This window comes from Nocardioides sp. T5 (assembly GCF_048161455.1).
Lineage (GTDB): Bacteria > Actinomycetota > Actinomycetes > Propionibacteriales > Nocardioidaceae > Nocardioides.
In genome coordinates this window covers 667,128-680,293 of sequence record NZ_CP182415.1, presented here as the reverse complement: position 1 = coordinate 680,293, position 13,166 = coordinate 667,128, and the positions used below count along the sequence as shown (strand labels likewise).

At 70.9% G+C, this 13,166-nt stretch carries 9 protein-coding genes; all 9 read right to left on the bottom strand.

From position 1 onward, the window contains the following. Window positions 1–116: 116 nt before the first annotated feature. Window positions 117–560 (bottom strand): ferritin-like domain-containing protein, encoded by a 444-nt coding sequence (locus ACNKF0_RS03275; RefSeq protein ID WP_416955717.1) that lies wholly within the window; start codon window positions 558–560, stop codon window positions 117–119. Between the two features lie 113 nt (window positions 561–673). Beyond that, window positions 674–1,654, bottom strand: a complete 981-nt coding sequence (locus tag ACNKF0_RS03270; protein WP_416955715.1) for an electron transfer flavoprotein subunit alpha/FixB family protein — start codon at window positions 1,652–1,654, stop codon at window positions 674–676. Then, window positions 1,651–2,421, bottom strand: coding sequence for an electron transfer flavoprotein subunit beta/FixA family protein (locus tag ACNKF0_RS03265; RefSeq protein WP_416955713.1), 771 nt, complete (start codon window positions 2,419–2,421; stop codon window positions 1,651–1,653). The genes ACNKF0_RS03270 and ACNKF0_RS03265 overlap by 4 nt, the downstream gene beginning before the upstream one ends. Beyond that, a complete protein-coding gene (locus ACNKF0_RS03260) occupies window positions 2,418–4,940 on the bottom strand; it encodes a GcvT family protein (protein ID WP_416955711.1) in 2,523 nt (840 codons plus the stop codon). The genes ACNKF0_RS03265 and ACNKF0_RS03260 overlap by 4 nt, the downstream gene beginning before the upstream one ends. A 158-nt stretch (window positions 4,941–5,098) precedes the next feature. Continuing rightward, on the bottom strand, window positions 5,099–6,802 hold the full coding sequence (locus ACNKF0_RS03255) for a BCCT family transporter (RefSeq protein WP_416955709.1): 1,704 nt from the start codon (window positions 6,800–6,802) through the stop codon (window positions 5,099–5,101). A gap of 146 nt (window positions 6,803–6,948) precedes the next feature. After that, window positions 6,949–8,982 carry a choline BCCT transporter BetT gene (betT, locus tag ACNKF0_RS03250; protein WP_416955707.1) on the bottom strand — a complete coding sequence of 678 codons (2,034 nt, stop codon included), beginning with the start codon at window positions 8,980–8,982 and terminating at the stop codon, window positions 6,949–6,951. 27 nt (window positions 8,983–9,009) lie between these two features. Next, window positions 9,010–10,728: a choline dehydrogenase gene (betA, locus tag ACNKF0_RS03245; protein ID WP_416955705.1), complete on the bottom strand. Its 1,719-nt coding sequence runs from the start codon at window positions 10,726–10,728 to the stop codon at window positions 9,010–9,012. Then, window positions 10,725–12,203 carry an aldehyde dehydrogenase family protein gene (locus ACNKF0_RS03240; RefSeq protein WP_416955703.1) on the bottom strand — a complete coding sequence of 493 codons (1,479 nt, stop codon included), beginning with the start codon at window positions 12,201–12,203 and terminating at the stop codon, window positions 10,725–10,727. Before ACNKF0_RS03240 ends, betA begins: the two co-directional genes overlap by 4 nt. A gap of 98 nt (window positions 12,204–12,301) precedes the next feature. Beyond that, a complete protein-coding gene (locus ACNKF0_RS03235; protein ID WP_416955701.1) occupies window positions 12,302–13,087 on the bottom strand; it encodes an IclR family transcriptional regulator in 786 nt (261 codons plus the stop codon). Between the last annotated feature and the right edge of the window lie 79 nt (window positions 13,088–13,166).

Here is a 13,166-nt window from a genome sequence, read left to right as displayed (position 1 = left end):
GTCCCCCACCTGGAGCATCCCTACCGCGCTCCGTCCGAGGACATGCTCTGGCGTCCTTCACCGCGTGGTGGCGCCACGCCCGACGTCGTCAGGTGCAACGACGCCGGGCGACGCGACTAGCTGGCCTGCTGGAGCGCCTTGACCTCGTCGCGGGCAGCGACCACCGCAGCCTGCTGGCGTACGACGACCTCGCGGAAGCCGGCGCTGAGGTCCTTCTTCAGGGCGTCCTCGTACTCCGAGACCGCGTGGTCCTCACCGGTCAGGGCCGCCTTGAGCACGGCCTCGGGGTCGTCGCCGGTGAGGGCATCCTTCACCGCGATCCAGCCGCGGTGCACCGCCGCGGCGACAGTGCCGCTCTCGTCGACGTCGTCACCGTAGTCGTGACCCATGTCGACGATCTCGCGCCAGAAGCCGGCACGCTGGTCGGAGAAGCGCTGCAGGGTCGTGGCCCACTCGGGGTGCTTGCCGTCGCGGAGCTTCTCGGCCGCGTCGGCGAAGCCCCGCTCGCCGTCCTTCAGCGTCTCGACCAGTTCCTTGGCCGCCTTGGCGTCATCAGACATCTCTGCTCCTTCGTGGGATGGAAGTCCCCACCGTTGCGGACTCGTCGCGTCCACGAACCACCCGTGGGGATGCGACGGCTCCGCGGGCGCCACCACTGAGCCCACGCCCCGACCTAGCCGCGGCGGCGTCGGATCTCGGCGTTGATCGCCGGGACGACCTCGTGCAGGTCGCCGATCACCGCGTGGGTCGCCCGGGTGACCATCGGGGCGTCCGGGTCGGTGTTGATGGCGAGGATGGCCTTGGCGCTGCTGCACCCGGCCCAGTGCTGGATGGCGCCGCTGATGCCGCACGGGATGTAGAGGTCGGGCGAGATCCGGCTGCCCGTCTGGCCGACCTGCTCGTGGTGCGGTCGCCACCCGAGCGAGGTCACGACCCGCGAGACCCCGAGCGAGCCGCCGAGCAGCTCGGTGAGCTCGAGGATGTCGTCGAACCCCTCGGCCGACCCGGCGCCGCGCCCGGCGCCGACGACGACGCGGGCCGACTTCAGGGTGCCCGAGAGGTCGGGCTCCGGCTCCTCGGTCGAGACGACCCGGGCCAGCAGGTCGGCGTCGGCCACGTCGGGGGTCTCCACGACCAGCTCACCCGCACCGGCGGTGGCCGCGGGCGTGGCCTCCACCGCGTGGCCGGCCAGGGTGAAGATGGCCGGCCGCTGGGCCAGGCTCATCTCCTCGAGCGCGGCTCCGCCGACGACCTGGCGGGTCACGGTGAAAGGCGACAGGCTGCTGAACGACACCACGTTGGCGGCCATCGGCAGCCCCGACCTGGCCGCGACGTGGGCCAGGACCTCGTTGCCGCGCGCGGTGCCGGCGGCAGTGACCACCACCGACCCGGACCGCTCCCGCACCTCGAGCAGGCCTGCCGCCCATGCGGCCCCGGAGAAGGAGTCGTACGCCGGGCCGGTGAGGGCGTGGACGCGACGTGCGCCGTACGACGCGAGGGTGCCGACGAGCGCGTCGTCCGCGTGGCCGACGACCACCGCGTCGACGGGCACCCCTCCCCCGGCGCCGGCCAGGTCGCGCGCGAAGGTCATCGCCTCGCGCGAGGTCTCCACGACCTCGCCCGCCGGCGTCACCTCGACCAGGACGACGATCATCGCGCGAGCACCCCCAGCTCCTCGAAGAGGTCGACGACCGCGGGTGCGCTCGCCGGGCCCTCGCCCAGCACCTGCACGGTCGACGGCGACGGCGGCGGCAGCACCAGCCGGACGCGGGACGGCCCGACCGGGTCAGCGGTGGGCCGGCGCTCCTCGATCGGCGCCTTCTTGGCCTTCATCCGCCCCGGGACGCTCGGGTAGCGGGGGTCGACGCCGCCCTCGAGGACCGTGACCACGGCCGGCAGGGGGAGCCGGAAGGTCTCGTGCCCGTCGGGCCCGGAGCCGCTCGCGGTCACCACGCCGTCGGTCACCGAGACGGTGCTGACGCCGTTGACGACGGGCCAGCCGAGCTCGTAGGCGAGGCGGATGCCGACCTGGAAGTCACCGGTGTCGGCCGCGTCGTTGCCGAGCAGCACCAGCTCGTGGGGCGTGCCTGCCGCCTCGTGGTCGCGGACGACCGCGGCGATCTCACGCGCGACGTCAGCCGGGCCGAACGCCTGCGGGTCGGCCACCACGTGGGTGGCTGCGGCACAGCCGACGGCGAGCGCCGCGCGGAGCTGCTCCACGGCGTCGCCGTCGCCGAGCGTCATGACCGTCGCCGCACCACCGTCGGCGGCGATGCGGACGGCGAGCTCGACCGCGCACTCCTCGTGGGCGCTCGTCGTGAAGCCGGCGTACCGCCCGTCGACGCCCTGGGCGTCCTCGGTGAGGACGACCTCGCTCGTCGCGTCGACGACGCGCTTCACGCACACCAGCGGGTGGGTCATCGCACGCGCTCGTTGGCAGGGTCGAGGAGCGGGGTCGCGTCGACGGACCCTACGGTCACCCGGTAGAGCTCCTCCATGTAGGACACGGCGAGCTCGTTGCCGACCACCGCCTCCTCGGGAGGCAGGTAGGCGAGCAGCACGTGCTTGCCCAGCGACGGCGCGGACCCCGCGCTGGTGACGTACGGGTGGTGACCGTGCCCGTCGGTGAGCGTGCCGCCGTCGCGGGTCAGGATCGGCTCGCCGCCGAGCATGTAGCGCTTCGTGCCGGCAGCGGACGTGTGGTCGTCGACGGTGAGCGTGCAGAGCACCGACGCCGGGTCCGCCTCCCGCTGCGCGAGGTAGGCCTCCTTGCCGACGAAGTCGGCCGCCTTGACCTTGGGACGCTGCATCCCGGCCTCGACGATGGTCCGCTCGGAGTCGAGCTCGGCGCCGTAGGCCCGGTAGCCCTTCTCGATGCGACCCGTCGTGCCGTAGACGCCGATCCCGGCCGGCACCGCCCCGTGCGGCGCGCCCGCCTCGAGGAGCGCTTCCCACAGTCCGGCGGCGTGCTCCATCGGGACGTAGAGCTCCCAGCCGAGCTCACCGACGTACGAGATGCGGGAGGCGAGGACGGACGTGCCGGCGAGCTCGACCTCCCGGCAGGTGAGGAAGCCGAACCCGGTGTCAGAGACGTCGTCGGACGTCAGTGAGGAGACGATGTCGCGTGCCCGCGGCCCCCAGATGCCGATGGTGGACACGTCGTCGGTGCGGTCGGTCAGGGTCGTGGAGCCGGTCTCGGGCAGGTGCCCGGTGAACCAGGCCCGGTCGGCCATGCCGTGCGCGCCGCCGGTGACGACCCGGTAGTGCTCGTCGCCCAGTCGCATCACCGTGAGGTCGGACCGGAAGCCGCCCTTCGCGTCCAGGACCGGGGTGTAGACGACCTTGCCGACCGGGACGTCGCACTGCGCGACGCAGGTCGTCTGCACCACGTCGAGCGCCTCGGGTCCCTCGATGTCGAAGACGCAGAAGGCGGACAGGTCGATGACGGCAGCGGCCTCGCGCATGCGGAGGTGCTCGGCGTTGATGATCGGGCTCCACCACCGGGCGTCCCACTCGTGCTCGCGCGGCATCACCGCGTCGCCGTACTGCTCCAGCAGCGCGGCGTTGGACTCGTACCAGAAGGGTCGCTCCCAGCCGGCTGTCTCGAAGAAGACGGCGCCGAGCTTGGTCTGCGAGTCGTGCATCGGCGAGAGTCGCTGGTCGCGGTCGGACTCGTACTGCTCGGCCGGGTGGACGATGCCGTAGGTCTTGATGAACGACTCGGTGGTGCGCAGCCGGGTGTGCTCGCGGCGCTTCTGGTGCTGGTGGAAGCGAGCGATGTCGCTGTGGTGCAGGTCGATCTCCGAGTGGCCGTGGGTCATCCACTCCGCGACGGCGCGCCCGACACCCGGACCCTCCTTGATCCACACCGCGGCTGCGGTCCAGAGCCCGGCGACCTCGCTCTCGCCCAGGATCGGGTTGCCGTCGCAGGTGAGCGAGAGCAGGCCGTTGATGGCGTAGCGCATCTCCGCCCCCTCGGCCCCGAGCAGCTCGGGCATCAGCTCGTAGGCCTGCTCGAGCTGCGGGTCGAAGTCGTCCGAGGTGAACGGCATCTCGGTCGGCGACAGCTTGGCCTGCTCGATCGAGGGGATCTCCTCGGGCTCGTGCAGGATCGCGCGGTGGGCGTACGAGCCGACCTCCATGTCGGCGCCGTGCTGGCGCTCGTAGCAGAAGGTGTCCATGTCGCGGATGATCGGGAAGGAGATCTCGCCCTCCTTCTCCGCCAGCTGCGGACACGGACCGACGCTGATCATCTGGTGCACCGCCGGGGTGAGCGGGATGCTCACGCCGGCCATGTCACCGAGCTTGGGGCTCCACACGCCCGCCGCGATCACGACGGTGTCGGTCTCGATGTCGCCGCCGGTGGTGCGCACGCGGGTGATCCGTCGCCCCCGCGGGCCGTCCTGGGTGTCGAGTCCGACCACCTCGACGGTTGGCACCACCGTGAGCTCGCCGGTCGCGAGCGCCCGCTCGCGCATGATCGTGCCGGCGCGCAGCGAGTCGACCACGCCGACGCCGGGGGTCCAGAACGCGCCGATGAACTGGTCCTCCTCGATGAAGGGCACCTTCTCCTTCACGAAGGCCGGGCTGACCAGCTCGGCCTCGATCCCCCAGGCCCGTGCGCTCGACATGCGCCGCCGCAGCTCCTCCATCCGCTCCTCGGTGCGGGCGATCTCGAAGCCGCCGGACTGCGTGAAGACGCCCATCTCCTGGTACTGCGCGACCGAGTCGAGCGTCAGGTCGGTGATCTCGCGGGAGTGGTCGACGGTGAAGATGAAGTTGGACGCGTGGCCCGTCGACCCACCGGGGTTGGGCAACGCCCCCTTGTCGATCTGCACCACGTCCGTCCACCCGAGCCGGGTGAGGTGGTGCACGAGGCTGTTGCCGACGATGCCGGCTCCGATCACGACGACGCCGGCGGTCGCGGGGACATCTGCCATGGCTGGCTCCTGGTGCGGGAGGACTCACAATGAGTTGCGCATCGCGCAACAGGTTGCGCCATGTGCGACGCCTCGAAATGTACGCCGCCGCCCCGGCGCACTGTCAAGGGTGCGCAGGGGCGGCGGCTCGGTCCGTCGAGCGGGGCTCTGCGTCCGGGTCAGGCCCTCGAGTCGTCGTCCGGCCCCGGGCTGACGTCGTCGGGGTCGGCGCCGAGCGCGGCCAGGGCGACCGAGTGGTTCTCGACCGAGTCGTACTTCTGGGCGTGCAGCACCGCCTTGCGCACGCGCGACGGGAGGGTCGACTCGTACGGCTCGGCGCGCAGCGCCTTCATCAGGGACACGCACATCGCGCAGATCACCAGCATGAACGGCCCGGCCACGATGATCACCAGCGTCTGGAGCGCGCCCAGGCCGCCGGAGAACAGCAGCACGGCCGCCACCGCGCCCTGCGCGACGCCCCAGAAGATGACGAGCCACCGCATCGGCTCCTCCTTGCCGTGCTGGCTCAGCATGCCCATCACGATCGAGGCCGAGTCGGCACCGGTGATGAAGAAGATCGCCACGAGGAACACGGCGAGCACGACGGTGATGCTCGCGAGGGGGTACTCGCGCAGCGTCGTGAACAGCGCGCTCTCGGTGCCCTCCTCCGCAAGCACCGCGCCGAGATCCTTGGCGCCGGTGAGCTGCAGGTCGAAGGCGGAGCCGGCCAGGATGGAGAACCACACGAACGAGACCAGGCTCGGCACGAGGATCACGTAGACCACGAACTGCCGGATCGTGCGGCCCTTGGAGATGCGCGCGATGAACATGCCGACGAAGGGCGTCCAGGAGATCCACCACGCCCAGTAGAAGATCGTCCAGGCGTTCAGGAACTCGCTGCCCCCGAAGGCTCCGGTGCGGAAGGCCATCGTCGGCAGGTGGGTCAGGTAGCCGCCCAGGGACTCGGTGAAGGTGCTGAGGATGAACACCGTCGGGCCGACCACGAAGAGGAAGAGGACGAGCAGCAGGGCTGCGATCGCGTTGGCGTTGGACAGCAGCTGCACGCCCTTCTCGATGCCGGTGACCGCCGAGATCACGAAGCAGGCCGTGAGGAACCCGATCACGGCCACGGTCAGCCACCGGGAGTCCCCGGCGCCGAAGACGTCGTCGAGGCCGCCGGTGATCTGCAGGGCGCCGAGACCGAGGGAGGTCGCGGACCCGAAGAGGGTGGCGAAGATGGCGATGATGTCGATCGCCTTGCCGGGACCGCCCGTGGCGTGGCGGCCGAGCAGGGGACCGAAGGCGCCGGAGACCAGGTTGCCGGTGCCCTTGCGGTAGGCGAAGTAGCCGATCGCGAGGCCGATGACGGCGTACATCGACCACGGGTGGAAGCCCCAATGGAAGAAGGCGTACTCCATCGCGACGCGTGCGCTGTCGGGTGTGGACGGGTCCCCACGGCCCGGCGGGATGCTGCTGGCGTCGGTGGCGGTGAGGTAGGTGAGCGGCTCCGCGACACCCCAGAACATCAGGCCGATGCCCATGCCGGTCGCGAACATCATCGAGACCCAGGAGAACGTCGAGAACTCCGGGGTCGAGTCGTCCGGACCCAGCCGGATGTTGCCGTAGCGACTGATGGCGAGGTAGGCGGAGAAGGTGAGGAAGAGCGCGCTGACGAGGATGAACAGCCAGCCGAACAGCGACGTCAGCTTGCCGAGGATCGTGGACGTCGTCTCGCCCATCCCGGTCGAGTCGATCGTTCCCCACAGGAGGAACGCGACGGCCAGCCCGGCGGCGACACCGAAGGTCACCTTGTCGAGCGGGAAGTTCCCGTCCCTGCCGGCCGGTGGGACCAGGGACTCACCCACGGGTTCCTTGAGCGCCATGCCCGTCTCCCATCTGTTGCGCTCAGCGCAACGTTGTGCGTGACCTGCAACAACGAAGAGTGCTCCGGGCCCGTGCGCGTGTCAAGGGTGGCGGTTCGGGACCGCGGTCGTCGCTGGGTGGGTCACCGGGTACGTCACTCGGTACGTCACTGGGTGCGCAGGAACTCCAGGTGGCGCTCGTACTGGTCGAGGCAGTCGTGGATGACCTGGTCGCTCGTGTAGCCCATCACGTCGTAGTCCTGTCCCCCGTCGAGGAGGTGCACCTCGAGCCGCGCGTACTGGTCGCGGTCGCCGATCATCCGCCCGCCGTAGGTCGGCACCGGCGAGAGCCGCACCTGCACCCGGTAGACGAACTGCCCCTCGTCGCCGTCGGTGGTGAGCTCGGCGTAGGGGGCTCCTGCCACGTCGCCGTGGACCACCGAGGCCCGGACGCCCATCGACGTGAGCTCCTCGGCGACCTCGCGCAGGGCGGGCTCGACCGTCGAGCCGAGGTAGGCCGTGGCCGCCTCCTCGTCGACGAAGTTGATCGTCCTGGCGAGGCGCGACTTCCACGCCTTCCGCGTGTCGTGCCCGGCACCCGTGCGGGCCGAGAGCAACGGAGACATCCCGCGTACGCCGGTGTCGGCCTTGCGTCCCTCGTTGCGGATCGCGCGGAACAGGCCCCACATGACGAGCACAAGGACGAACGCGAACGGCAGGCCCATGATGATCGTGGCGTACTGCAGGGCGAGGATGCCGCCGACGGCGAGCATCGCGACCGTCAGCAGGCCGGTGGCGCTCGCCCAGGTGATGCGCAGCCACGACGCGCAGTCCTGCTGCACGTCGTGGAGCTCCGAGCAGAGGTTGCCCATCACCAGCGCCGCGGAGTCGGCCGAGGTGATGTAGAAGAGCAGGCCCACCATGAACGCGAGGAAGATGACAGCATCGGCGAACGGGTAGTCGCGCAGCAGGTCGTAGAAGCCGACGCCGGTGAAGTCGACGGCCGCCTCGGCGAAGCTCCCGTCGTCGTCGTTGCGCACCTTGTCGATGGCGGCGTTGCCGAAGATCGAGATCCACATGACGATGTAGCTGAACGGGATCACCATCGTGCCGAGCACGAACTGCCGGATCGTGCGACCGCGGGAGATCCGGGCCAGGAAGAGGCCCACGAAGGACGCCCACGCCACCCACCAGGCCCAGAAGAAGAGCGTCCAGAGCTGCATCCACTCCTGGGTGTCGGTGAAGGCGAAGGTCTCCATCGACTTGGCCGGGAACGACCGGATGAAGTCGCCGACGTTCATCACCACGGCGTTGAGCAGGAACGAGGTCCTGCCCGTGACCAGCACCCATCCGGCCAGGGCCAGGGCCAGGATGACGTTGAGCTGGGACAGGAAGCGGATGCCCTTGTCCACGCCCGTGGTCGCCGAGATCGCCGCCACCGTGACCGCCAGGACCGCCAGGGCGGCCTGCGCTCCGGTGCCCACCGGAACGCCGAAGATGACGTTGAGCCCCACGTTGAGGAACACGACGCCGATCCCCAGGCTCGTCGCGACGCCGAAGATCGTGCCGAGCACGGCGGCGGTGTCCACGGCGTGGCCCAGTGGCCCGTCGATCCGCTTGCCGAAGACCGGGTAGAGCGCGGACCGGACGGCCAGCGGAAGGTTCTTGCGGTAGGAGAAGTAGGCCAGGGCCAGACCCATCAGCGCGTACATCGCCCATCCCGTGACGCCGTAGTGGAACAGCGTCCAGACCGTTGCGTCGCGGGCTGCGTCGACGGTCCCGGGCTCGCCGACCGGCGGCGCGGTGTACTGGGAGACCGGCTCGATGACGGAGTAGAACATCACGTCGGTGCCGATGCCGGCGGCGAAGAGCATGCTCGCCCACGCGAAGGTCGAGAACTCCGGGCGCGAGTGGTCGGGGCCGAGGCGGATGCTGCCGTAGCGGGAGGCACCCAGGAAGATCACGAAGCCGACGATGACGGTGGCCAGCGCGACGTAGAACCAACCGAAGGCGGTGCCGACCCTCCCCACGAGGTCGCCGATGACGCTCTCGGCGTTGGTCGGCGCGACGATCGCCCACAGCGTGATCAGGACGACGCCCGCGAACGACGTGATGAAGACCGGCCACCGCACCGTGGGACGGGCGGCCCGCTCCGGGTGGGGATCACCGAGGGGGGCGGGTGCGTCGAGCTGTGCGGTCATGCGGACCTCCGGGCTGGGCGGGACGGGTCACGTGGCGTTGCGGGGATCTCCGGGCGGGTAGAGCGGGGACTGGTCGCGGTGGCGGTAGTAGGGCACGTCGGCGGGCGACAGCGGGGTGTTGCCGAGGACCAGGTCCGCGGCCTTCTCGGCGACCATCATCACCGGGGCGTAGATGTTGCCGTTGGTGACGTAGGGGAAGACCGAGGCGTCGACGACCCGCAGCCCCTCGGTGCCGTGCACCCGCAGGGAGAGGGGGTCCACGACCGACAGGTCGTCGGTGCCCATCTTCGCGGTGCACGAGGGGTGGAGGGCGGTCTCGGCGTCCTTCCGCACCCAGTCCAGGATCTCCTCGTCGGTCTCCACCGCACTGCCCGGCGACAGCTCGCCGCCGTTGAACGGCGCGAACGCCGGCTGGTTGAGGATGTCGCGCGCGACGTGCACCGCCTCGACCCACTCGCGCTTGTCGTTGACGGTGGAGAGGTAGTTGAAGAGCATCTTCGGCTTCTGGCGCGGATCGCTCGAGGCGATCCGCACCCAGCCGCGGGTGTCGGCGTACATCGGGCCGATGTGGACCTGGTAGCCGTGCGCGTACTTGTCCTGGCCCGCGGGCGCCGAGCCGTCGTAGCGGATCGCGATCGGCAGGAAGTGGAACATGAGGTTGGGCCAGTCGACGTCCTCGTTGGACCGGGCGAAGCCACCGCCCTCGAAGTGGTTGGACGCCGCGGTGCCGGTGCGCTTGAACAGCCACTCGAGCCCGACCAGCGGGCGGTTGCGCCACTTGAGGCCCTCGACGATCGAGACCGGCTGGAGCGAGGCGTACTGGATGTAGACCTCGAGGTGGTCCTGCAGGTTCTCGCCGACGCCCGGCAGGTCGTGCACCATCTCCACGCCGAGCGGCTGGAGGTGCTCCGGGTTGCCGATGCCGGAGAGCTGGAGCAGCTGCGGGGAGTTGATCGCACCCCCGCAGAGGATGACCTCGCCGGCATCGACGCGGTCGTGCCTGCGACCGGCGCGGAGGTAGTCCACGCCGACCGCGCGCCTGCCCTCGAAGCGGACCCGGGTGACGTGGGCGAACGTCTCGACGGTGAGGTTCTTGCGGCCCATCACCGGGTGCAGGTAGGCACGGGCCGCGGACATCCGTACGCCGTCGACGATGTTGCGGTCGAAGCGGCCGAAGCCCTCCTGCCGATAGCCGTTGACGTCATCGGTCAGCGGGTAGCCGGCCTGCTGGGCGGACTCGAAGAACGCGCTGAAGAGCGGGTTCGTCGCCGGGCTCCGCTCGAGCTTGAGCGGCCCGGAGCCACCGCGCCACGCGTCGGCACCGACCATGCCGTCGGGCAGGACCAACGACTCCATGCGCTTGAAGTAGGGCAGGCAGTGGCGGTAGTCCCAGGTCTCCATGCCCGGGTCGGCGGCCCAGCGCTCGTAGTCCATCGGGTTGCCGCGCTGGAAGATCATCCCGTTGATCGACGACGAGCCGCCGAGCACCTTGCCGCGGGCGTGGTAGACCCGGCGACCGCCCATGGCGGGCTCCGGCTCCGACTCGTACCTCCAGTCGTAGAGCGGGTTGCCGATCGGGAAGGGCAGGGCCGCCGGGGCGTGGATGAGCGGGTCGAACCGGTCCGTGCGGCCCGCCTCGAGCACCAGGACGCTCGTGGCGGGATCGGCCGAGAGCCGGTTCGCCAGCGCGCACCCGGCGGAGCCGCCGCCGACGATCACGAAGTCGTACGCCTTGCGCGTGCTCATGAGCCCGACCCTCCGAACCATCGCTGCGGCTCGGGGGCGATGTTGTGCCAGACGTGCTTCGTCTCGCGGTACTCCTCCAGCCCGGCTCGGCCGAGCTCGCGCCCGATGCCCGACTGCTTGTAGCCGCCCCACTCCGCCTGGGCGACGTAGGGGTGGTAGTCGTTGATCCAGACCGTGCCCATCCGCAGCCCGGCCGCGACGCGTTGGCCGCGCCCGGAGTCCTGGGTCCAGACGGCGCCGGCGAGGCCGTAGATGCTGTCGTTGGCGATCCGCACGGCCTCCGCCTCGTCGGTGAAGGTCTCGACCGTGAGCACCGGGCCGAAGGACTCGTCCTGCGTCACGCTCATGGAGCTGGTGCAGCGGTCGAGCACCGTCGGGAGGTAGTAGAAGCCGTCAGCCAGGGCGGGGTCGTCCGGGCGGGCCCCGCCACAGCGCAGCACCGCCCCCTCGGCGAGACCGGCCGCGACGTAGGCCTCGACCTTGTCGCGGTGCGCGGCACTGGTCAGCGGCCCGGTCTCGGCGGCCTCGTCGAACGGTCCACCGAGACGGATGTCGCAGGCGCGGGCGACGAGGTCGTCGACGAAGCGGTCGTGGAGCGACTCCTCGACGAGGAGGCGGGCGCCCGCCGAGCACACCTGGCCGGAGTGCAGGAACACCGCCGTCAGCGCGAAGTCGAGAGCGGTGTCGTAGTCGGCGTCGGCGAAGACGATGTTGGGGTTCTTGCCGCCGAGCTCGAGGGCCACCCGCTTCACGGTGGCCGACGCGGCGGCCATGATGCGCTTGCCGGTGGCCAGGCCACCCGTGAAGGACACCAGGTCCACGCGGGGGTCCTCCGAGAGCGGGGCACCGGCGGTCGGTCCCTCCCCCAGCACCAGGTTGGCCACGCCCGCTGGGAGCCCGGCCTCCTCCAGCACCCGCATGAGGTGGACGGCGGTGTGCGGCGTGATCTCGCTCGGCTTGAGGACGAACGTGTTGCCCGCGGCCAGGCACGGCGCGACCTTCCACGCGACCTGCAGCAGCGGGTAGTTCCACGGCGTGATCAGCCCGCAGACCCCGACGGGCTCGTGCACCACCCGGCTGACCACGGACGGGTTGCCGGTGTCGACGACCCGCCCGCCCTCCGCGTCGGCCGCGTGACCGAAGTGGCGGAACACCGACACCACGTCGTCGACGTCGTACCCGCCCTCGACCAGCCGCTTGCCGGTGTCGAGGGACTCGGCGCGGGCGACGGCGTCCCGGTCGCGCTCGAGCAGGTCGGCGACACGGAGCAACAGGTCACCGCGCTCCCGGCTCGACCACCCGGGCCACGGTCCCTCGTGGAACGCCCGGTGGGCCGCCGCCACGGCCAGCTCGGTGTCGCCGGCGTCCGCCTCGGCGACCTCGCCCACCAGTGAGCCGTCCGCCGGGCAGCGGATCTCCCGCCGACCACCCCCGCGGGCCGGGATCCAGCTGCCGTCGATGTACAGGTCGGCCACGGTCGCCTCGCTCTCTCTGCGGAAGGATCCTGCTGCCCGGGTCCGGGCGTCAAGGTCTGGGCTGGTCCGGCACTCCCCCCGTCGGCCGGTCCCCTACATCAGCGGTGCCCCCAGCCGAGGCGGTGGGAGACCTCGGACGCGGCCGCGACCACGCGGCGTACGACCTCCTCCACCTGCTCCTCGGGGAGCCGGAACGACGGACCGGACACGCTCATCGACGCGACCACGTCGCCATGCGCGTTGCGGACGGGCGCGGCAACCGCCGTGAGCCCGACCTCGAGCTCGTCGACCGCGACCGCGTAGCCCTGCTCACGCACGCGCGCCACCTCCTCGCGCAGCTCCCGGCGTCCGGTGATGGTGCGCGGCGTGTAGGTCGCCAGCGTGCCGAGGACGGCCTCGAGGCCGGCGTCGTCGAGACCGGCGAGGAGCACCTTGCCGTTGCTCGTCGCATGCAGGGGGATGTGCTGGCCGACCCAGTTGTGCGGCTGGAGGGCCGATGACCCCGCGACCTGGTCGAGGTAGAGCGCGGAGCTCTCGGCGAGCACCGCGATGTTGACGGTCTCCCCCGTGTCGGCGGCGAGCTGGCGGGCGATCGGCCGTGCCTCCTGCACGAGGTCGAGCCGGGCCGTGGTGGCACCGGCGAGTCGCAGGATGCCGACGCCGAGACGGTAGCGGCCCCGGTCGGCGGTCTGCTCCACGAGACGGTGCGCCTCGAGGGTGGCGACCAGGCGGAAGGCCGTGCTCTTGTGCACGCCGAGCTCCGCGGCGATCTCGGTGACGCCGGACTCGCCCGTGCGGGCCAGCACCTCGAGGATCCCGAGCGCCCGGTCGACCGACTGCACGCCGGCGCCCGTCACGGCGGGGCTGGAGACGGTGTCCACCATGGGGGGACACTAGCGCAGGCGCTGTTGCGTATCGCAGACTGCGTTTCGTCAAGCGCAACACCGCCTGTCACCCCAGCGC

Excerpts from the sequence above, each read along its gene's own strand:
- ACNKF0_RS03275 (WP_416955717.1), bottom strand. The coding sequence starts at position 560 with ATGTCTGATGACGCCAAGGCGGCCAAGGAACTGGTCGAGACGCTGAAG.
- ACNKF0_RS03270 (WP_416955715.1), bottom strand. The coding sequence starts at position 1,654 with ATGATCGTCGTCCTGGTCGAGGTGACGCCGGCGGGCGAGGTCGTGGAG.
- ACNKF0_RS03265 (WP_416955713.1), bottom strand. The coding sequence starts at position 2,421 with ATGACCCACCCGCTGGTGTGCGTGAAGCGCGTCGTCGACGCGACGAGC.
- ACNKF0_RS03260 (WP_416955711.1), bottom strand. The coding sequence starts at position 4,940 with ATGGCAGATGTCCCCGCGACCGCCGGCGTCGTCGTGATCGGAGCCGGC.
- ACNKF0_RS03255 (WP_416955709.1), bottom strand. The coding sequence starts at position 6,802 with ATGGCGCTCAAGGAACCCGTGGGTGAGTCCCTGGTCCCACCGGCCGGC.
- betT (WP_416955707.1), bottom strand. The coding sequence starts at position 8,982 with ATGACCGCACAGCTCGACGCACCCGCCCCCCTCGGTGATCCCCACCCG.
- betA (WP_416955705.1), bottom strand. The coding sequence starts at position 10,728 with ATGAGCACGCGCAAGGCGTACGACTTCGTGATCGTCGGCGGCGGCTCC.
- ACNKF0_RS03235 (WP_416955701.1), bottom strand. The coding sequence starts at position 13,087 with ATGGTGGACACCGTCTCCAGCCCCGCCGTGACGGGCGCCGGCGTGCAG.